This window comes from Kribbella sp. VKM Ac-2569, assembly GCF_004216905.1.
In the GTDB taxonomy this organism is placed as follows: Bacteria; Actinomycetota; Actinomycetes; order Propionibacteriales; family Kribbellaceae; genus Kribbella.
The window spans coordinates 12,101-30,159 of record NZ_SGXJ01000004.1; the positions used below are offsets into that span (position 1 = coordinate 12,101).

Annotated in this window: 21 protein-coding genes; 8 read left to right on the plus strand and 13 right to left on the minus strand. The window is 68.7% G+C overall.

Annotated features, from left to right (window positions below):
• Nucleotides 1-111 precede the first annotated feature (111 nt).
• Nucleotides 112-1,554, plus strand: a complete 1,443-nt coding sequence (locus EV649_RS26410; protein ID WP_130386322.1) for an ankyrin repeat domain-containing protein — start codon at nt 112-114, stop codon at nt 1,552-1,554.
• On the opposite strand, the gene EV649_RS26415 is transcribed toward EV649_RS26410, so the two are convergent.
• Nucleotides 1,520-2,623 (minus strand): calcium:proton antiporter, encoded by a 1,104-nt coding sequence (locus EV649_RS26415; RefSeq protein WP_130386323.1) that lies wholly within the window; start codon nt 2,621-2,623, stop codon nt 1,520-1,522. The genes EV649_RS26410 and EV649_RS26415 overlap by 35 nt on opposite strands.
• Before the next feature lie 65 nt (nt 2,624-2,688).
• Between EV649_RS26415 and EV649_RS26420 the strand changes: the two genes are divergently transcribed.
• Complete coding sequence (locus EV649_RS26420) at nt 2,689-3,195, plus strand: GNAT family N-acetyltransferase (RefSeq protein ID WP_130386324.1); 507 nt, start codon at nt 2,689-2,691, stop codon at nt 3,193-3,195.
• On the plus strand, nt 3,192-4,046 hold the full coding sequence (locus tag EV649_RS26425) for a hypothetical protein (protein ID WP_130386325.1): 855 nt from the start codon (nt 3,192-3,194) through the stop codon (nt 4,044-4,046). The genes EV649_RS26420 and EV649_RS26425 overlap by 4 nt, the downstream gene beginning before the upstream one ends.
• A gap of 7 nt (nt 4,047-4,053) precedes the next feature.
• On the opposite strand, the gene EV649_RS26430 is transcribed toward EV649_RS26425, so the two are convergent.
• Complete coding sequence (locus EV649_RS26430) at nt 4,054-4,941, minus strand: LysR family transcriptional regulator ArgP (RefSeq protein WP_130386326.1); 888 nt, start codon at nt 4,939-4,941, stop codon at nt 4,054-4,056.
• A 73-nt stretch (nt 4,942-5,014) separates the two neighbouring features.
• Between EV649_RS26430 and EV649_RS26435 the strand changes: the two genes are divergently transcribed.
• Nucleotides 5,015-5,611 (plus strand): LysE/ArgO family amino acid transporter, encoded by a 597-nt coding sequence (locus EV649_RS26435; RefSeq protein WP_130386327.1) that lies wholly within the window; start codon nt 5,015-5,017, stop codon nt 5,609-5,611.
• Nucleotides 5,612-5,986: 375 nt separating this feature from the next.
• Nucleotides 5,987-6,682 carry an MBL fold metallo-hydrolase gene (locus tag EV649_RS26440; protein WP_241998862.1) on the plus strand — a complete coding sequence of 232 codons (696 nt, stop codon included), beginning with the start codon at nt 5,987-5,989 and terminating at the stop codon, nt 6,680-6,682.
• On the opposite strand, the gene EV649_RS26445 is transcribed toward EV649_RS26440, so the two are convergent.
• Nucleotides 6,679-7,590 carry an SDR family oxidoreductase gene (locus EV649_RS26445; protein ID WP_130386328.1) on the minus strand — a complete coding sequence of 304 codons (912 nt, stop codon included), beginning with the start codon at nt 7,588-7,590 and terminating at the stop codon, nt 6,679-6,681. The two genes, EV649_RS26440 and EV649_RS26445, sit on opposite strands and share 4 nt — an antisense overlap.
• Nucleotides 7,591-7,637: 47 nt before the next feature.
• Here EV649_RS26445 and EV649_RS26450 point away from each other — a divergent pair, with 47 nt between their 5' ends.
• Complete coding sequence (locus EV649_RS26450; RefSeq protein ID WP_130386329.1) at nt 7,638-8,330, plus strand: TetR/AcrR family transcriptional regulator C-terminal domain-containing protein; 693 nt, start codon at nt 7,638-7,640, stop codon at nt 8,328-8,330.
• On the opposite strand, the gene EV649_RS26455 is transcribed toward EV649_RS26450, so the two are convergent.
• Both EV649_RS26455 and EV649_RS26460 read right to left on the minus strand, forming a co-directional pair.
• A complete protein-coding gene (locus EV649_RS26455) occupies nt 8,252-9,169 on the minus strand; it encodes a DMT family transporter (protein ID WP_130386330.1) in 918 nt (305 codons plus the stop codon). The genes EV649_RS26450 and EV649_RS26455 overlap by 79 nt on opposite strands.
• 35 nt (nt 9,170-9,204) lie before the next feature.
• Nucleotides 9,205-10,377, minus strand: a complete 1,173-nt coding sequence (locus EV649_RS26460; RefSeq protein ID WP_241998695.1) for an MFS transporter — start codon at nt 10,375-10,377, stop codon at nt 9,205-9,207.
• 133 nt (nt 10,378-10,510) lie between these two features.
• Between EV649_RS26460 and EV649_RS26465 the strand changes: the two genes are divergently transcribed.
• Nucleotides 10,511-11,386 (plus strand): hypothetical protein, encoded by an 876-nt coding sequence (locus EV649_RS26465; RefSeq protein ID WP_241998697.1) that lies wholly within the window; start codon nt 10,511-10,513, stop codon nt 11,384-11,386.
• Here the strand turns inward: EV649_RS26465 and EV649_RS41750 are convergent.
• The 4 genes from EV649_RS41750 to EV649_RS26485 all read right to left on the minus strand — a co-directional run bounded on the left by EV649_RS41750 (nt 11,373) and on the right by EV649_RS26485 (nt 14,264).
• Nucleotides 11,373-11,615, minus strand: coding sequence for a GNAT family N-acetyltransferase (locus EV649_RS41750; protein ID WP_130386332.1), 243 nt, complete (start codon nt 11,613-11,615; stop codon nt 11,373-11,375). The two genes, EV649_RS26465 and EV649_RS41750, sit on opposite strands and share 14 nt — an antisense overlap.
• A 150-nt stretch (nt 11,616-11,765) precedes the next feature.
• Nucleotides 11,766-12,518 carry a phosphotransferase gene (locus EV649_RS26475; protein WP_130386333.1) on the minus strand — a complete coding sequence of 251 codons (753 nt, stop codon included), beginning with the start codon at nt 12,516-12,518 and terminating at the stop codon, nt 11,766-11,768.
• Nucleotides 12,519-12,572: 54 nt separating this feature from the next.
• Complete coding sequence (locus EV649_RS26480) at nt 12,573-12,929, minus strand: helix-turn-helix transcriptional regulator (RefSeq protein WP_130386334.1); 357 nt, start codon at nt 12,927-12,929, stop codon at nt 12,573-12,575.
• A gap of 180 nt (nt 12,930-13,109) precedes the next feature.
• Entirely contained in the window at nt 13,110-14,264 is a 1,155-nt protein-coding gene (locus EV649_RS26485; RefSeq protein ID WP_130386335.1) for a PLP-dependent aspartate aminotransferase family protein, read from the minus strand.
• Nucleotides 14,265-14,401: 137 nt separating this feature from the next.
• Here EV649_RS26485 and EV649_RS26490 point away from each other — a divergent pair, with 137 nt between their 5' ends.
• Nucleotides 14,402-14,893, plus strand: a complete 492-nt coding sequence (locus EV649_RS26490; protein WP_130386336.1) for an Lrp/AsnC family transcriptional regulator — start codon at nt 14,402-14,404, stop codon at nt 14,891-14,893.
• Nucleotides 14,894-14,905: 12 nt separating this feature from the next.
• Here the strand turns inward: EV649_RS26490 and EV649_RS26495 are convergent, their stop codons facing one another.
• The 4 genes from EV649_RS26495 to EV649_RS26510 are packed head-to-tail and all read right to left on the minus strand — an operon-like array spanning nt 14,906 to nt 18,027.
• Complete coding sequence (locus EV649_RS26495; RefSeq protein ID WP_241998699.1) at nt 14,906-15,913, minus strand: LLM class flavin-dependent oxidoreductase; 1,008 nt, start codon at nt 15,911-15,913, stop codon at nt 14,906-14,908.
• A 30-nt stretch (nt 15,914-15,943) separates the two neighbouring features.
• On the minus strand, nt 15,944-16,471 hold the full coding sequence (locus tag EV649_RS26500; RefSeq protein ID WP_130386337.1) for an NAD(P)H-dependent oxidoreductase: 528 nt from the start codon (nt 16,469-16,471) through the stop codon (nt 15,944-15,946).
• A gap of 45 nt (nt 16,472-16,516) precedes the next feature.
• Nucleotides 16,517-16,903 (minus strand): hypothetical protein, encoded by a 387-nt coding sequence (locus tag EV649_RS26505; RefSeq protein WP_130386338.1) that lies wholly within the window; start codon nt 16,901-16,903, stop codon nt 16,517-16,519.
• Entirely contained in the window at nt 16,900-18,027 is a 1,128-nt protein-coding gene (locus EV649_RS26510; protein ID WP_241998701.1) for a M4 family metallopeptidase, read from the minus strand. The genes EV649_RS26505 and EV649_RS26510 overlap by 4 nt, the downstream gene beginning before the upstream one ends.
• Between the last annotated feature and the right edge of the window lie 32 nt (nt 18,028-18,059).

Below are 18,059 nucleotides of genomic sequence, written 5' to 3' on the forward strand. Positions count from 1 at the left end.
GGTCCGCGGGAAGGGCTCAGCCCACCTGGACGATCGCTGTGGTGTGGCACCAGTTCACCTCCTTTCTCGCCTGACGATGCGGACAGCAGGCTCGTAGAGAGGAGGTCGGCGATGCCGACCCGAAATCTTCCGAACGACCCGCACCTTGACCACCTGCGCGGTCAGGCAAAGACCCTGCTCAAAGGCGTCCGCGCCGGTGAGAGCGCAGCGCTCGCACTGGCCGCCGAGTTCCATCCCGTGCAGACGCTGGCGGACGCGCAGCTGGTGATCGCGCGCAGCTACGGATTCCCCAGCTGGCCGCGGATCGTGCGGCATCTCGAGCTAGTGGACCGCTACAGCCGCTCACCCCACCGGCAATCCGTCGGTGGCCCGCTCGACACTCCCGAGCAACGCGCCGACGAGTTCCTCCGCCTCGCGACCTTGCACTACGGGCAGGACGATCCGGCCCGGCAACAGTCCGCGCGCGAGCTTCTGAATCGATACCCGGAGATTGCCCAGAGCAACATCTACACCCAGGTCGTGGCCGGCGACCTGAACGGCGTACGGGCGAATCTCGCGCAGGCGAGCACCGAAGGCGGACCGTACCGCTGGGAACCGCTCCTCTACCTCACGTACAACCGCCTCGACGCACCGAATCAGATCGAGATCGCCCGCCTACTGATCGAAAACGGCGCCGATCCGAACGCCGGCTACCTCTGGCAGGGCCTGCCGTCACCGTTCACCGCGCTCACCGGCGTCTTCGGCCGCGGCGAAGGCGATCAGCCACCGCACTCACACCGCGTCGAGCTGGCACGACTCCTCCTCGACGCCGGTGCCGATCCGAACGACAGCCAGACCATGTACAACTGCGGTCCCGGCTGTCCCCCGCCGTACGACGACGTGCACCTGGAACTCCTGCTGGAGTACGGATTGGGTCGCGGCGACGGCGGCCCGTGGCACGAACGGATGACGACCGCGCACCCGACCCCGCAGCAACTGCTCGAGGACGAACTGGTCTTCGCGTCCTGGGCCGGCCTGCTGCACAGAGCCGAACTGGTACTTGCCCAAGGCATCGATCCGGAGGGCGTCGGGACCAGGCACCCGGTGTTCGGCGGCCATCGCCCTTACGAATTGGCCGCCGTACAAGGGCACACCGAGATCGCGGAACTGCTCCGGGCCCGAGGCGCCGCGCCGCTGGACGAGATCCATGAGGTGTACGCCGCGGCGATGCGCGGTGAGACACCGGACGTCGACGCCGACCTGGCCGCACGCGCGGTCGCCCGCACCCCGCACCTTCCCGTTCGCGCCGCCGAGGTCGGCCGGGCGGTGGCGATGGAACCGTTGCAGCGGCTCGGATACGACCTGAGCCGGGTCTCGGGCGGTGCGGCGCCGATCCACCGCGCCGCGCTCAACGGTCATCTGGAGACGGTGAGGAAGCTGATCGAACTGGGCGCCGACCCGGGAGTACGCGACCCCAACTACAACGGGAACGCTCTGGGCTGGGCCGAGCACAATCACCAGCAAGCGGTGATCGACTACCTCAAGGGCTTACCGCAAGGAACAGGAACGCACTGAACACCGCGAGGTGAACGGCGCCCTGCAGCAACGTCGCCCGGCCGGTCGAGAGGGTGAACATGCCGGTCACGACCGTCAGCGCGAACAGCACCAGCTCCTTGCCACCGAGCCCGAGGATGAGCGGTCCGTCCAGCCAGATGGAGGCGATCGCGATCGCGGGGATGGTCAGACCGATGCTGGCGAGCGCTGAGCCGAGCGCCAGGTTGACGCTGGTCTGGAGACGGTTCCGCAGTGCCGCGCGTACTGCGGCAACCGTCTCCGGCAGCAACACGAGCAGCGCGATCACGACACCGACGACCGCCAGCGGGGCCCCGGCCGACTCCACCGCGGACTCGAGCTTCGGCGACACGGTCTTCGCGAGTCCGACCACCGCGATCAGGCAGACGAACAGCAGCCCGAGACTCAGCAGCGCGGTCTTCCCGCTCGGCGCGGCCGCGTGGTGGTCCTCGTCCTCGTCGACGTCACCGTCCGGAGCGACCGGCAGGAAGTAGTCCCGGTGCCGGATCGTCTGGATGAACACGAACACGCCGTACATCACCAGCGACGTCACCCCCGCGAACGCCAGCTGCGCCGAGCTGAACTGCGGCCCCTCCGCGCTCGTCGTGAATGTCGGCAGCACCAAGCTCAGCGTGACCAGCGCGGTCGTCACCGAGAGCGCGGAGTACGACGCCTGCACCCGGAACTCCTGCACGCGATGCCGCAGCGAGCCGACAACCAACGCCAGCCCGAGGATCCCGTTGCAGGTGATCATCACCGCGGCGAACACGGTGTCCCGGGCCAGCGACGCGGCCTTGTCGCCGCCCGACGCCATCAGCGTGACGATCAGCGCGACCTCGATGATCGTGACTGCGAGCGCGAGGATCAGCGTGCCGAACGGTTCGCCGACACGGTGCGCGACGACCTCCGCGTGGTGCACGGCGGCGATGACCGCGGCACCGAGACCGAGACAGACCAGGATCAGCAGGACCGCGCCCAGGTTGCGATGCCAGGTCCCGAGCAGGACGACGAAGGCGAGCGGCGGCACGGCCAACGTCCAGCGCGGCAGCCCTTGGATCACGGAGTTTGTCATCCTCAAACAGCCTATCGGGAATCCCCCTTGGCAACCGGCGAACCGTGGGTGATGCTTCTCGCAAGATGACTGTTGAAATCAGGGACGCGACCGCTGACGACTGGCCGGCCATCTGGCCGTTCTTCCACGAGATCGTCACCGCCCGCGAGACGTACACGTACGACCCGGCGCTCACCGAGGAGCAGGCGCGCGGGCTCTGGATGTCGCCGTCCAGCTCGCCGCTGGCGCGGACCACCGTCGCGGTCGATGCCGACGGCACCGTTCTCGGCAGCGCGAACATGTACCCGAACCGTCCAGGGCCCGGCGCGCACGTGGCCAGCGCGAGCTTCATGGTCGACGGGAAGGCCCGCGGCCAGGGCGTCGGCCGGCTGCTCTGCGAGGACATGATCGCGTGGGCCGGCCGTTCCGGGTTCCGCTCGATCCAGTTCAACGCGGTCGTCGAGACCAACGAACCCGCCGTACGTCTCTGGCAGTCCCTCGGCTTCCGCATCGCCGGCACCGTCCCGGGAGCCTTCGACCACCCAACGCTCGGGTACGTCGGCCTGCACGTGATGTACCGCCCGCTGCCATGAGTAGGGCCCGCCGGATGTGGAAGGCCCTCGAGCCGTACCACGCGATCACGTACTTCTCCCCCGAGACGCGGAAGGCGACCGACGCGCTCGGGCTGAAGGGCGGGTGGATGAGCTACTTCGGCTGCCGCGCGGCGCCTCTCGGCTCGGTCGGCCCGGAGATCGTGGCCGCGATGTTCTACAACTTCCACCCGGCGATGGTCGCGCGATCACTCCCGGACGCGTGGAGCTACGCCACTCCGGCCCAGCTCCTCGAGGCGCGTTTGACGGCTGTGGACAACGCCGTACGTCGGCTGTTCCCGGACTCTGATTTCGAGCGGGCAGCCTTCGCTCGGGCGGCCGAGCTGGGGCGGCGTGCGGCGGAGCTCGCACCAGTCGCGGGACGGCCGATCGCGGCGGCGAACGCTGCGCTGGAGTGGCCGGACGAGCCCCACCTGGTGCTCTGGCAGACGACCACGATTCTGCGGGAATCACGGGGTGACGGGCATGTCGCGGCGCTCGTCGCTGCCGGCCTCAGCCCGTGCCAGGCGCTGGTGACGCTCTCCACGGCGGGTGGACCGTCGAAGGAGGTCTTCCAGCTCAACCGGCGGTGGAGCGATGAGGAATGGTCGGCCGCCTCAGAAGACCTGCGAAGTCGTGGCCTGCTGGACGCCGATGGAAGGCTCACCGAGAGCGGGCGCGCGTTGCGGCAGCAGGTGGAGGACACCACGGACTCGTTGGCGGATCAGGGCTGGCGAGCACTGGGCGACGAGCTGAGTGCCGAGTTGCACGATCTCGTTCGTCCGCTGAGCGCCGTACTGATGTCGGAGGGGGTGATCCCGCCGGACAATCCGATGGCTATGCGCTGGGACTGACCCGAGCTCACGACGGACGAAGGCCGGCCTCGGCTGCACGAAGCACCGCGGCCGTGAGCGCGTCGAGGACATCGGACTCGAGCTTCCAGTGCTGCCAGTACAGCGGTACGTCGATGTACTTGCCTGGAGCAACTTCCACCAGGCGGCCGGCGGCCAGCTCGGGCCCGGCCACCTGATCCTCGATCATCCCCCAGCCGAGCCCGATCCGGACCGCTTCATGGAACGGCGCGGATGCCGGGATCGCATGCAACGGCGGATCGAGCTTCCGCCGGGTGACCTTGCGGACCAGCCGGTGCTGCAGTACGTCCTTCTCGTTGAACACCACCATCGGAGCCTCGGCGAGCGCCTCGGGCAGTGGCTTCCCGGCGAGCCAGCGTTCGGCGTACTCCGGGGTGGCCAGCGGCAGGTACCGCATCTTTCCGAGGCGTACGACGCGGCAGCCCTGGACCGGTCGCGGGTCCGCGGTCACCGCCGCCAGAACCGTGCCGTTGCGGAGGTACTCCGCCGAGTGTTCCTCGTCCTCCTGGTGCACCAGGAACCGGGCGTGGTGGGTCCGGGACAGGTCGAGCATCGCGGGCAGGAACCAGTTGTTGAGCGAGTCCGCGTTCACCGCGATCGGGATCCGCTGCGCGTCGACCGTTCCGCGGACGGCGGCAATCGCCTCCAATTCGAGCAGCGAGACCTGGCGGGCGAGCCGGAGCAAGGCGGCACCCGCCGCGGTCGCTCGCGCCGGCTTGCCGCGCATCACCACGACCTGACCGAGTCGGCTCTCCAACGCCTTGATCCGTTGGCTGACCGCGGACGGGGTCACGCGCAGTCGCCGGGCCGCGGCGTCGAAGCTGCCTTCGTCGAGCACGGCCACGAACGTCTCGAGCTGCACGGAGTCGAACTGCATGATGAAGCAATCCTAATGGTGCATCAGAATCTTTAGCTGGATTGAAGCCGTGCGCCTGCTTACCGTCGAAGACATGCCCCTCCTCGCCGGTTTCGCCACGGCACTGTCGCTGATCGTGGCGATCGGCGCCCAGAACGTCTTCGTCCTCCGCCAAGGTCTGCGGCGCGAGCACGTCCTCCCGGTGGTCCTGACCTGCGCACTGTCCGACGCACTCCTGATCGCCAGCGGCATCCTCGGCCTCGGCGCACTCCTCACCCGCAGCCAGTTGGCCCTCGACATCGCCAAGTTCGGTGGCGCCGCCTTCCTCTACACGTACGCGTTCCTCGCCGCGAAACGCGCCTTCAATCCCGGCTCGATCACAGCCGCCGACCACGCCCCGGCCGCCCTGCGCAGCGTCGTACTCGCCTGCCTGGGCTTTACCTACCTCAACCCACACGTCTACCTCGACACCGTCGTACTCCTGGGCTCGCTGGCAAACCAACGAGGCACCGACGGCCGCTGGCTGTACGGCCTAGGAGCCGTCACCGCCAGCTTCATCTGGTTCTTCTCCCTAGGCTTCTTCTCCCGCAAACTAGCCACCCTCTTCGCCCGCCCCCGAGCCTGGCAATTCCTCGACTCATCCATAGCCCTCCTCATGACCACCCTCGCCACCTGGATGCTCCTCGCCTGAAACTCACAGGTGGGCGATCTCGCGGCAGCGGTTAACCCCTGGCGTTGGGGGTTCTCCCCTCCTATATCCGTAGAGAACCCGGCATTCGAGGGGATAACCCCGTGGCTCTGGGCGGTATCCCGCACATCCCGATAGGCTTTGGGTAGCAAGGCCAGCCCCTCTGCCCTCCGGGCACGGGCTGGTCGTCGTTCCAGGGGAATTCACATGCCTTGCTACACCGACCTGCGCCGGCAGCCAGACTCGGTCGGCGATTGGATGGGGGCGTTGGCCGTGGATGTGACGGTGTTGTGTGATGCGGTGGCTGTGTTTCCGGAGGGGGTTTCCGATGCGTTGCCTGGGTGGGGCGTGGAGGAGGCGGCGTGGACGGGGCGGGTGATGCCGGGGAATGTTCGGGGGGATGGGTGGCTGCTGCATTTTCATAGCTATTTGGTGGTGTCTGACGCGGGTGTGGTGTTGGTGGATGCGGGGATTGGGCCGGCTGGTGGGGAGGGTGCTGAGTGGTTGGGGGTTGCGGGGCGGTTGCCTCGGCTGATGGGGCAGGTGGGGGTGGAGGCGGCGGATGTGGATGCGGTCGTGTTGACGCATGTGCATCTGGATCATGTGGGGTGGGTGTCCGACGGGGTGCGGCCGGGGTTTCCTCGGGCGGAGCACGTCGTACAGCGGGATGAGCTGGAGCATGTCCGGGGTGGGACGACGTACTCGAATCGGATTCGGCCGATCGAGGATGCCGGGCAGCTGCGGGTGGTCGACGGGGAGATCGCGCTGCGCGGGATGCGGTTGGTGCCTACGCCGGGGCATACGCCTGGGCATCAGTCGGTGGTGACCGAGCGGGCGATCCTCGGTGGTGATGTCCTGGTGCATCCGGCGCAGGCGCGGTGGCCGGAGCTGACGTACGTCTATGAGCGCGACCCCGCCGTCGCCATCACCTCACGCCGCGACCTCCTCGCGCTGGCAGCCGCAACAGGCATCCCCATCGCAGCCGCACACCCACACGCCCCGCTGTCGGCCGACGCTTCGCCCGTAGTGGTTGAGTCGGGCGGGGACGTGGTGTGTGCGCCGTACCGGCTTTAGCGGTAGCCGGTGGTGTTGGCGGGCTTGCCGGCGTGTTCGACCTCGACGATGTAGCGCCAGGCGTCGGGGCGGGAGCCGTCGAGGTCGGTGAAGTCGTAGACCTTGGCCAGTTCGCCGCTCGAGGTGGATTTGCCGTTCCAGCGTCGTACGTCGGGGTCCGCCGCGAGAGCCGCCACCGCGCGGCCGACGTACGACGGGCTCTCGGAGATCGCGAAGTGCGGGATCCGCTCGGTCGCGTCCCGCCAGTTCTCCTCGCGGACACCGAACCCTTCGAGCATCGCCTCGGACCGCAACCACCCGGGCGTGAGCAGTACGGCGGTCGCGTCGTACTTGTCCAGCTCGTGCGCCAACGCGAACGCGATCCGCCCGACCGCGCCCTTCGCGACGTCGTAGAAGAACGAGACGCGGTAGTTGTCGGCGTTGAACTCGTTCGTGCCGTCGGTCATCTCGATCACCAGCCCACCGGGTGACTTGATCAGCAACGGCAACGCGTAGTGGCTGGTGATCACGTGCGTGTTCACGCCCAACTGCAGGAGCCGGAGACCGCTCTCGAGATCGCTCTCCCACACCGTCTTGTCCCACTCGGGCTCACTGTGCTGACCCCAGATGTCGTTCACCAGGATGTGCAGCGCGCCCTGCTCGCGCTCGATCCGCTCGACCAGCGCACGGACCTGTTCCGGATCCAGATGATCAACAGGTACGGCGATGCCGTGGCCGCCGGCCTTGTCGACCAACTCCGCGGTCTCCTCGATCGTCTCCGGCCGATTCATCTCGGACCGCCGGTTACGCGTGCTGCGTCCGGTCACGTACACGGTCGCGCCGGCCGCGCCGAGCTCGACCGCGATTCCTCGTCCGGCTGCCCGGGTCGCACCGGCGACCAGGGCCACCTTCCCCGCCAACGGCTGCATGCCGCCCTCCTTATCCATACGTTGTACGATTATGTACCATACGTCGTATGGTTAATGGCGGCAAGCGCTCCGGGCGACCCCGCGCCGGGGAGGAGCGGCTGAGCCGGGACGCGATCCTGACCGCCGCGCTCGGGATCGTCGATGACGAGGGCATCGACGCGCTGACCATGCGACGGCTGGCCGCCACGCTGAAGGTCAACCCGATGTCGCTGTACCACCACCTGCCGAACAAGGCGGCTGTCCTCGCCGGACTCGCGGAGCTCGTGTTCGCCGGCCTGGAACTTCCCGACCCGGGCGACTCCGTCCCGTGGGACGAGCAGCTCAAGCAGGCCGCCCGCGCCTACCGCGACGGTCTCCGCCAGCACCCGAATCTCGCGCTGCAGGTGCTGTCGGACACGGCCGCGGTGTCGGACGTCGTCGTGGTCACGATGGAGCCGTTCTACCGGGCCCTCGACCGGGCCGGCCTCGCACCGCGCGAGATCTTCGAGGCCGCGAACACCCTGATCGACTTCATCCACGGCTTCAGCCTCGGCGAGGCGTCGGTGCGCGCGGAGACGTTCGAGCTCGCCCCCGACCTGCTCACCCGGGTCCGCGCGCTGCCCGCACACAAGGCGCCGACCCTGACTCGGATCGTCAACGACCTCGGCGCGGACGGCCTCGCCTACGACTTCGACAGCGGCTTCGAGTCCGGGCTGTCGACCTTGACCGCGGGTATCGCGGCAACGGTCCGCCGCCGGTAACGCGAGACCGCGACACCGACCAGGCACAGCAGACCACCGGCGTACGCGAGCGGTTCAGGGCTCTCGCCGAGCAGCAGCCAGCCGAGGAAGATCGTGATCGGCGGGACGAGGTACGTCGTGGCGCCCATCCGTCCCGCTGTCGTCCGAGCCAGCGCATAAGCCCAAGTGGTAAAGGCGATCGCCGTCGGGAATGCGCCGAGGAACACCACCCACCAGATCGAAGGCCGCACCTCCCGGACCAGCGCGGGCCCGAACGGCAGGCATGCAACGGCGCCGATCACGCACGACAACCAGGTCACCTCCAGCGCGGGCAGTCGCGCGAGAAGCGGCTTCTGCGACACGACCCCGATCGCGTACGCCGCCGCGGCGGCCAGGCAGAGCACAACACCCCACGCCTCGGCATCACCATCCGCAGATGACAGCCCGATCAACACCACCCCACCGAACGCAACAGCACTCCCGACAACCAACTGCCGCGGGAAGCCCTCCTTCAGCAAGACCCCAGCCAGCAACGCGATCAGCAGCGGCCCGATGTTCACGAGCATCGCCGTCGTCCCCGCGTCCAGGTGCCGCTCCGCCGCGTTCAACGCGAGGTTGTACGCCCCGAACCAAAGCAACCCGCACACCAGCAGGAGCTTCCAGTCTTCACGTGCCGGCCAACGCCGCGGCCGAGTGAACACGAAGATCCCCAGCAGGACGCTGCCGACCAGGAGCCGCCCGAGCGACAGCGCACCGGCCGACATCTCCTGGCCGACGTGGCGGATCGCGACGAACGCCGACGCCCACAACACGACCGTCACCGCGGCCGCGCCGCCGGCGAGCACACCCTGTTTCCTCATACCTGTAGAACGCCTTCGCTGCTCATGATGTGAGGCTAGGTATCGGACGCTTCGGCGCTCACCGAACTACGCGGGGACGGCAGCGCGAACGGTACGACGAACGCCGTCAGCAGCACCGGGATCGTCAACGCCGCCACGAGGATCGACATCGTGAACCACACCGATCCGAGCGCGAACCCGCCGTACACCGCGATCGCGGAGACCTCGGCGAACAGGCCGGACACCGACGTCACGGTCGCCCGCGCCGGGCCGGTGATCGCGTCCTGCAGCCGTGATTCGGACACCACGATCACCAGCTGCATGAGGCCGTAGCCGAGCGCGATCGGCAGGAACCCCCAGGCCGACCGGCTCAGCGATCCGGTCGCGATCAGCACCGCGGTCGCCCCGAGCGCTGCGGCGAAGATTGCTGCAGGCAACTTGTACGCCGGTCCCGCGAGCGCACTGCCGATCGCCTGCGCCGCCACAGTTCCCGCGATCAGCAACGGGATCATGCTCGTCGCCGCACCGGTCTCCCGGGCGAGCAACGGGAAGTACTCGTCGAACGCGAGGAAGCCGCCGAGCAACGCGATCAACGCAACGGACCGCCGGACCAGCCGACTCGTCAGCACCTCCGTCACGCCGGACCGCAGCATGTGGAGATAGTTGCCGAACGCCGCTCGTGCGCCCGGCTCGTCCGAGTCCCGGGCATCCTCGACCGGTCGCGCCTCCGGCAACGACCACGCAACGCCCGCCTGCACGACACAGCTCAGCACGCTGACCACGCCGGCCAACGTGTAACCGCCGAGGTTGAACAGCGGAGTCGCGAGCACGGTCGCGGCCAGGTTCATCACGAACGACGCGGATCGCGCGCGACCGAGGAGCGTCGGGTAGTGCTCGGTACGATCCCGTGCCGCGAGTTCGTCGTACACGAACGCCTCGTAGGTCCCGGAGATCAGCGCCGACGACGTACCCCACAGGACGAAGCCCAGGGCGAATCCGGCGTACGACGGGAGCGTGATCCAGGCGGCGTACCCGAGGCCGCTGAGCAGCGCGCCGAGAATCAGCAGCTTGCGCCGTGAGTACGAGTCCGCCCAGGCACCGGACGGCACCTCGAGAACGAACCCGGTCGCCGACCAGATGACGAACAGCGTCGAGATCTGGGCAGCCGACAGCCCATGATCGGCGAACAGCAACTGGTACAGCGGGTAGAGCGGGATGAAGTCCTGCAACGCCTCGAAAGCGACGATGCGGACCGACAGCCCTCGGTCAGAGGGTCAGGGGTGCGGGCGCGGAAGTGTCATGGGACGACGATACGGCATAAATCGGGCGCGGATCAGGGGAAATATCGGTCAGAGTAGAGCGATGGGAGACGTCAGCGAACGATTCTGGGCGAAGCTGCCGGACGGCAGCCGGGACGCCCTCGTGGACCAGTTGAGCCAGTCCGAGTTGCAGTCCGTCCTGCTGGACGTGACGCGTGAGCGCGCGGCCAAGGTGACGCCGGCGCGGCTCCTGCAGCGCTGGCAGCAGGACCGGTTCGTGCAACCGTCGACCATCGATCCGCGGGAGCTGGTGAAGACGCAGCAGCGCTTGTGGGAGCTGCTCCCGGAGAAGTTCGACGGCGTGCAGCTGTCTCCGGTCACGCCGCTGGGCACGTCTTCGGCGATTGCGACGATCAACCAGCACCAGGTGGTCAGCACGATCCGCGGTACCGAGGTCGCGAGCGATCCGACCAACGAGCTCGCGATCGAGGCCGCCGTACGACGTCGCGCCGGGCAGGACCGCGTACACCTGGCCGCCTGTCAGCGGGTGGTGCGCGCGCAGCCGTTCGACGGTCCGGGGGTGTCCGCGCATTTCGAGCTGTTCGTGCTGGTGTCGAGCGCCCGCGACACCGGATCGTGCCGGACCGAGGCCGAGCTGCTGATCGACCACCTGAGCTTCTGGCACGCCGTACTCGGCGACAAGGCCGGGCTCACGTTCACCGCCTTCACCGAGTCGGCGCTGCGCGACCGGATCGAGGACACGGTCCGCCCGGCGCTCGGAGTCGCGTTCACCGAGGACACCGAGCGGACCAAGAGCGCGAGCTACTACGCCGGCACCGCGCTCGGCATCGACCGGGGCGGCGAAGGGCTGGGCGATGGCGGCTTCACCACGTGGACCGCCGACCTGCTCGGCGACGCGAAGGAGCGTTGCCTGACGTCCTGCATCTCGACCGAACGTCTGACCGTCATCGGAGCTTGAGCAGGCCCGCGTCCGTCGGGCGGAAACCGCACGCATCTTCGTAGAAGGCTTTGAGGTGCGGCTCGTAGTCGACATGCAACCATTCGCACCCAGCCTTGCGGGCCTCCTCGGCCGCGGTCAGCACGAGTTGCTTGCCGATCCCCTGCCGCCCGTGATCCGGATGTACGGCGGTGTCCAGCACGAACGCGTGGGCGCCGCCGTCCCAGCACACCTGCACGAACCCGACCAACCAGCCGATCGTTGCTAAAGGCCCCCACCCAGGTCAGGGCCCACCGCTCCAGCCGCTCGGCCCACGGGTTCACGTGGGGCTCACCCTCGAACGCTGCGGCATGCAACGCCGACAACTCCGGATCGTCGACCGGGAAACGTACGACGTACCTCACAGCATCACCACCGCAGCTTCGAGGCGAGCGTTCCACTCGCCACCCTCACCATCGGGCAGATCGGACATACTCAGATACCCCTGCACCATGACCGACGGCATCACCACGTCGAGCCCGTCGACCTCGCCGTACGCCGTCAACGCTTCCGGCCACCGTGATGGTTCAACGGACGACACCAGGAACCACGCGAGATCCAGCACGCCGGGTGCCGCCGACACGTCCTCCCAGTCGAGCAACGCCACCTGCCCGTCGGGTCCGGTCCGCATGTTCTGCGCCGACGCGTCACCGTGGGCCAAGGTCAGCTCACCGGCCCGCGCTACGTCTGCCTCGGCCTGCAGCACTCGCCCGACCAGGCGCTCGCCGTACGCACGCACCGGCGCGGACAGATCGGACCGCCGCGCCAAGGCCGGCCACGTGCGGTCGTAGAGCTCGGCCACCAGCTCGTCGCCGGCACCGAGCGCTCTCAGCCAGGCCCACTCGCCGTACGCTCGTCCCCGCCAGCGATCGTGGAGTTCGCGGAGGGCCCGCGCCCCGGCGGCCGGCTCTGCGCCCGGGGTCCAGTCGGAGAGGTCCTCCAGGACTAGCAGTGTTCCGGCCGCATCGGACTCCGCCTGGTAGCACTCCGGCACGCGGATGCCGACGACGGGCGCGATCTCGCGGTAGAAGCGGACCTCGGACTCGAACATCTGCAGGACAGCCGGGATCGAGCCCGGTGCGGCGGGCGCGCGGCGCTTCACATGGTTCGGCACCAGGTCAGGCTAGGGACATCGGCCGCCGGGCGTGACTGATTTTCCTGGCTGGTTCTAGGCGACGAGCGTGTACGCCGTGGGGATGGAGGAGTACGCGCGGGGGCCGGACGGGATGCGGCGGGACGCGGGGTCCTCGACGCGGATCGCGGCGGTCTGCAGACGGATCGGCAGCGTCGACCGGACTGCGGTGGTCAGATCGAACTGCACCTCGGCGAGCAGGTCGGACAGCTCCAGATCGAGCGCCCGGCAGATCGCGGCGAGGATCTCCGAGGACGGCTCCTTGCGACCGCGCTCGATCTCGGACAGGTACGGCACCGACACCTGAGCCAGCTCGGCGAGCTCACGGAGGGTGATTCCCCGCTCGCGCCGCAGCCGGCGGAAAACGCTTCCGATCACCTGGCGTAGCAACACGTCTGGCCCTCCTCGCCTCCGGATCTCCTGTACCGAGTGTGCCACCCCACGAAGGTCCACCGCCCCGAATCTGCCCTGAGCAGATTCCCCACACCGTTCTGCCCGCAGCAGAATCAACTTTGAGCCCGCACCAACCATTTTCGCGACCGAGATTTGGTTGGTGCGTGCTCAAAGACGGATTCAGGCGAGGGCGAGGGCTTGGGCGAGGTCGGCGGTTAGGTCTTCGGGGTCTTCTAGGCCGAGGCTCAGGCGGAGTAGGGCGTCGGTCGGTTTGGCCTCCGACGCGACCAGGCGGTGCGTTAAGGCGGCGGGGTGTTGGATGAGGGTGTCGACTCCGCCCAGCGAGACGGCGTGGGTGATGAGCTTCAGGCCGCTCGCCACGCGGGACGCCGCTTCGTAGCCGCCGCTGAGCGTGAACGCGAGCACCGCGCCCGGCCCTGCCTGCTGGCGTCCGATCAGCCCGGCCGGATCGGTCAGGCCCGGGTAGTGGACCCGCTCCACGTTCGGCTGCGCGGACAGCCAGTCCGCGACCTTGATGGCGGTCGCCTGCTGCGCCCGTACTCGAACTGGCAGCGTCTGCAGTCCCCGGTGCAGTTCGTACGCCGCCAACGGGTGCAGCAGGCCACCTGTCACAGCGCGGATCTGCCGAAGCCGGCCGACCCACTCCACGCCGGCCGCGACGACGCCACCCATCACGTCGCCATGACCGCCGAGGTACTTGGTTGCCGAGTGCAACACCAGGCTCGCCCCGTGCCGAGCCGGTTGCTGCAGGACCGGCGTCGCGAAGGTGTTGTCGACCAGGACCGGTACGTCGCCGGCCGCGGTGGCGACGTACGCGATGTCGACCAGGTCGAGGGTCGGGTTCGCCGGGGTCTCGACGATCACCAGGCCGGTGTCCGGGCGGATCGCTCCGGCGACCTCGCTCGGCTCGGCGTACGTGACGGTTGTCCCCAGGAGGCCTGTGGACAACAGGTGGTCGGTGCCGCCGTACAGGGGGCGTACGGCGACCACGTGCGGACGGCCCGCGGCGACGGTGGCGAGCAGGCACGCGGTGAGCGCAGCCATGCCGGAACCGAAGGCGACTGCGCCGTCGGTGTGCTCGAGCTCCGCGAGTGCGTCCTCGAAGCGCGCGACTGTCGGGTTCCACAGGCGCTGGTAGACGAGGCTCCCGCCGTCGGGTCCGCGGCCCTGCGCGAGTGCGTCGTACGACGCTCCGCCGGTGTGGACGTCGGGGAGCGGATAGGTGGTGGACAGGTCGATCGGGGGGACGTGGACGCCTAGGGCGGCCAGGTCGTCGCGGCCGGCGTGTACGGACCGGGTGTCGAGCTGGGTCATCGCTGCCTCCTCCACCTGTGGATAAGTGAGGCGACTGTGGAATCTTCTGCGTAGTCGCTGCAATAGTTCCGAAGAAAATTCGTCCACAGGGTCATCCACACGCTGTGGATTCTGTGGATGAGCCCTACAGTGGAGGCATGCCGAAGGATCGTCGGAGCCCCGGACCGGCTCCGAGGCCGGTGCCTGAAGGGCTCGACGAAGTGGACCGGACGCTGGTCGGACTGCTCACCGCAGACGGCCGAATGCCGAACAACGCGCTCGCCGAGGCAGCCGGCATCGCGCCGTCGACGTGCCTGACCCGGGTGCGGTCACTCCGCGAGCGCGGCGTGATCCGCGGCTTCCACGCCGAGGTGGACCTGGCCGCGCTGGGTCAGCCGCTGCAGGCGCTGATCGCGATCCGGATCGGGGCGCACTCCCGCGACGAGATCGATCGCTTCCGCACGAAGGTGCCCCGGCTTCCCGGGGTGCTGTCGCTGTTCCACGTCAGCGGTGCGAACGACTACCTGCTGCACGTCTCCGCGGCGACGCCGGACGCGCTCCGGGAGTTCGTGCTCGACCACCTGACCGCCGATCCAGCGGTCAGCCACGCGGAAACGAGCCTCATCTTCGAACACGTCCGCGGAGGGTGACCTAGCGCGACTTCAGGCCCAGGACTCGGCGAGGAACTGGAAGGAGCGGCGGCGTTCCGCGGGGTTGTGGATGTTCGTGGTGATGATCAGCTCGTCGGCGCCGGCGGAGTCAGCGCGACGACGTAGGTCGGCGACTACCTGGTCGGGGGTGCCGACGGAGACCAGGCCGGCCCACTCCTCCACGGCGGCCACCTCCGCGTCGGACCACGGGTAGGCCTCGGCTTCTTCGGGCGACGGCAGCGGTCCCGGGCGGCCGGAGCGGAGGCGGAGCATGGAGAGCGCGTTTGCGCGAGCGAGCTGCTGCGCACGTTCTTCGGTCTCGGCGACGATCGCGGCCAGTGCGAGGATTGCGTGCGGTCCGCCGTCGTGCTCGAGCCGCTGGTAGTTCGCCTTGTACGCCGAGATCACGTCGGCCGGATCGAGTGTCCCGAAGTGGCCGGCGTACGCGAACCCGGTCCCGAGCGCGGCGGCCGCCTGACCGCCGTACGTGCTCGACCCAAGGATCCACACCGGCGGCAGCGGTACGTCGTCCGGTTGCGCGCTGATCGGCTCGAACGGATGCCCCGCCGGGAACCCTTCGGCGTACGCGCGGAGCTCGGCGTACTGCTCGGTGAAGTCGTCGGCCCCGAGTGCCTCGCGGCTGCGGCGCAACGCGAGCGCCGTCCGCTGGTCGGTGCCCGGTGCGCGCCCGAGGCCGAGGTCGATGCGGTCCGGGTACAGCCCGCCGAGGACGCGGAACGTCTCGGCGACCTTGAGCGGGGAATGGTTCGGCAGCATGATCCCGCCGGATCCGACGCGGATCGTCGACGTCGCGGCCGCCACCGCGGCGATCATCACCTCGGGGCTGGTGCTCACGACGCTCGGGATGTTGTGGTGCTCCGCCAGCCAGAACCGGTGGTACCCGGCGGCCTCGGCGGTGCGGGCCAGTTCCAGCGTCTCGTGCAGCGCCTGCGACGGCCGCGTACCGGTCGGCACCGGCGAGAGGTCGAGCACGGACAAGGGCATCGGTTCGGCGGTCACGTTCAACTGCCAACCACTGCCCGCTCGAACCTATTCCGGATACGGCTGGTTGGCGCGGGCGTCGCGGAGGGAGCGGGCCCACCAGGCGAGTTGGCGGAGGAGGGCGGCGGCGGCCGCTGTCGTCGTCGGGTCGGCCGGTTCGCCGTCGTCGGTGAAGTCCTCTTCGCGGAAGCCGAGGCTGTCGCGGATCGTCACCGCGTGCAGTTCGCCGAAGACGAGCCGGAGCTGTTCGGCCGCGCGCAGTCCGCCCGAGCGTCCGCCGTACACCACGAAACCGACCGGCTTCGCGTACCAAGGCCGGCGTACGGCGTCGATCGCGGTCTTCACGTCACCCGGGTACGCGTGGTTGTACTCCGCCGTGACGATCATCACCGCGTCCGCGTCCTCGATCCGCCTCGGCAACTCGGTGTGCGGCACCATGCTCAGGTCGATCAGGTCCAGCTTGAACTCGTCCGCGCGCTCGACCTCCCGCGCGAACCACCGCGTGACCGCCGTCCCGAACCGCTCGGCGTCGAGGTTGCGCGTCAGCACGACGAGCCGTAGCGGATGAACTGTCACGACGAACGACGCTAATACCTCAACAAGACTTGAGGTCAAACCGTCTCACCTGGAGGCCGGTACCGGTGCGGACCGCAAACCCTCGATCGCCAGTCCCAGGACCACCAAGGTCACCGCCGCGAGCGGCCAGCGCACCGGCGCGATCAGGATCGCGCCGAACAGCAGGAGCATTCCGGCACAGGCCGCGGCCGCAAAGATCGCCACGCCGAACCCGGACCGCCTGCGATCGTTCAGCATGCCGAGCGCGAACAGTGCGACGATCACCACGAACGCCGTCGGGAAAACGCTGAAGATCGCCACGTAGCCGTGCGGATCACACGTCGGCGCGTCGCAGGGCATCGACAGCATCGTCACCGGCTGCAGGATCGCCGCGACCGCGATCAGCAGCATCCCGATCGCGTTGGCGGGCCAGAGCCAGGGCTTCGTCTTCACTCGGCAGACGCCTGCTGCTCGGACGGCTGCTGGTCGGACGGTGCGGCGGGTGGGGTGCTGGTTTCGAGGTTGGTCTGGGCGGCGTTCATGAGTGGGGTCTGGTCGCCCAGGACGCCGACGGTTTGCCAGGCCTTGGTGACCGCGGCGAGTTGCGGCGACTCGTCGCCGAAGAGGTCGCGCGCCGCTGTCTCGGTCTCGGCGGCGAAGTCCTTGAAGCCGGCCGACGACGAGAGGTTCCCCGACGTCAGCGTGGAGTACCAGATCTTGCCGGCGTCGTCGTACGCGTTCCCGCCGAGCTCGGCCGCGACCAGGTAGAACGCTCGGTTCGGGATGCCCGAGTTGATGTGTACGCCGCCGTTGTCGTCCTGCGTGTCGACGTACCCGGACATGTCGGCCGGCTGCGGATCCTTCCCCAGCCGCGGATCGTCGTACGCCGTCCCAGGCGCCTTCATCGACCGCAGCGCGACCCCTTGCACACCGGGCCGGAACAGTCCCGCTCCGATCAGCCAGTCGGCGTCCGCGGCACTCTCACCGAGCGCGTGCTGCTTCGCGAGCGACCCGAAGACGTCCGAGATGCTCTCATTCAACGCGCCCGACTGACCCTCGTATGCGAGGTTCGCCGTGTACTGCGTGACGCCGTGGGTCAACTCGTGGCCGGTGATATCGATCGACGCCGTTAAGTTCCCGAAGATCTCGCCGTCCCCGTCGCCGAACACCATCTGCGCGCCGTCCCAGAACGCGTTCGCGTACCCGCGGTCGAAGTGCACCGTCGACGTGAGCACCAGGCCGGCGCCGTCGATCGAGTCGCGCCCGAAGCACTCCTTGTACATCGTCCAGGTCGCGCCGGTGCCGTCGTACGCCTGGTTCGTCGCTTGATCCTGGACGGGGTCGTCGTCCTCGGAGCGGGCCAGGGTGCCCGGCAGATCGGTCCCGTTCTCGCCGTCGTACACCTTGCGCTGCCGGCCGCCCTCCGCCGCGGCCACGCGTTCACGACCGGCCGCGGGCCGCGTTCGCAGTACGGCGTCGTGCTGCAACGACTGCCTGATCCGGGCACGAAGGCTGGGGTCACCCGCGGATCGCTCGAGCTGCTCGAGGAGGTACGGCGGGACGATGGCGTGGAACACCACTACAGGAAAACCCGGGCACCAGATAAACT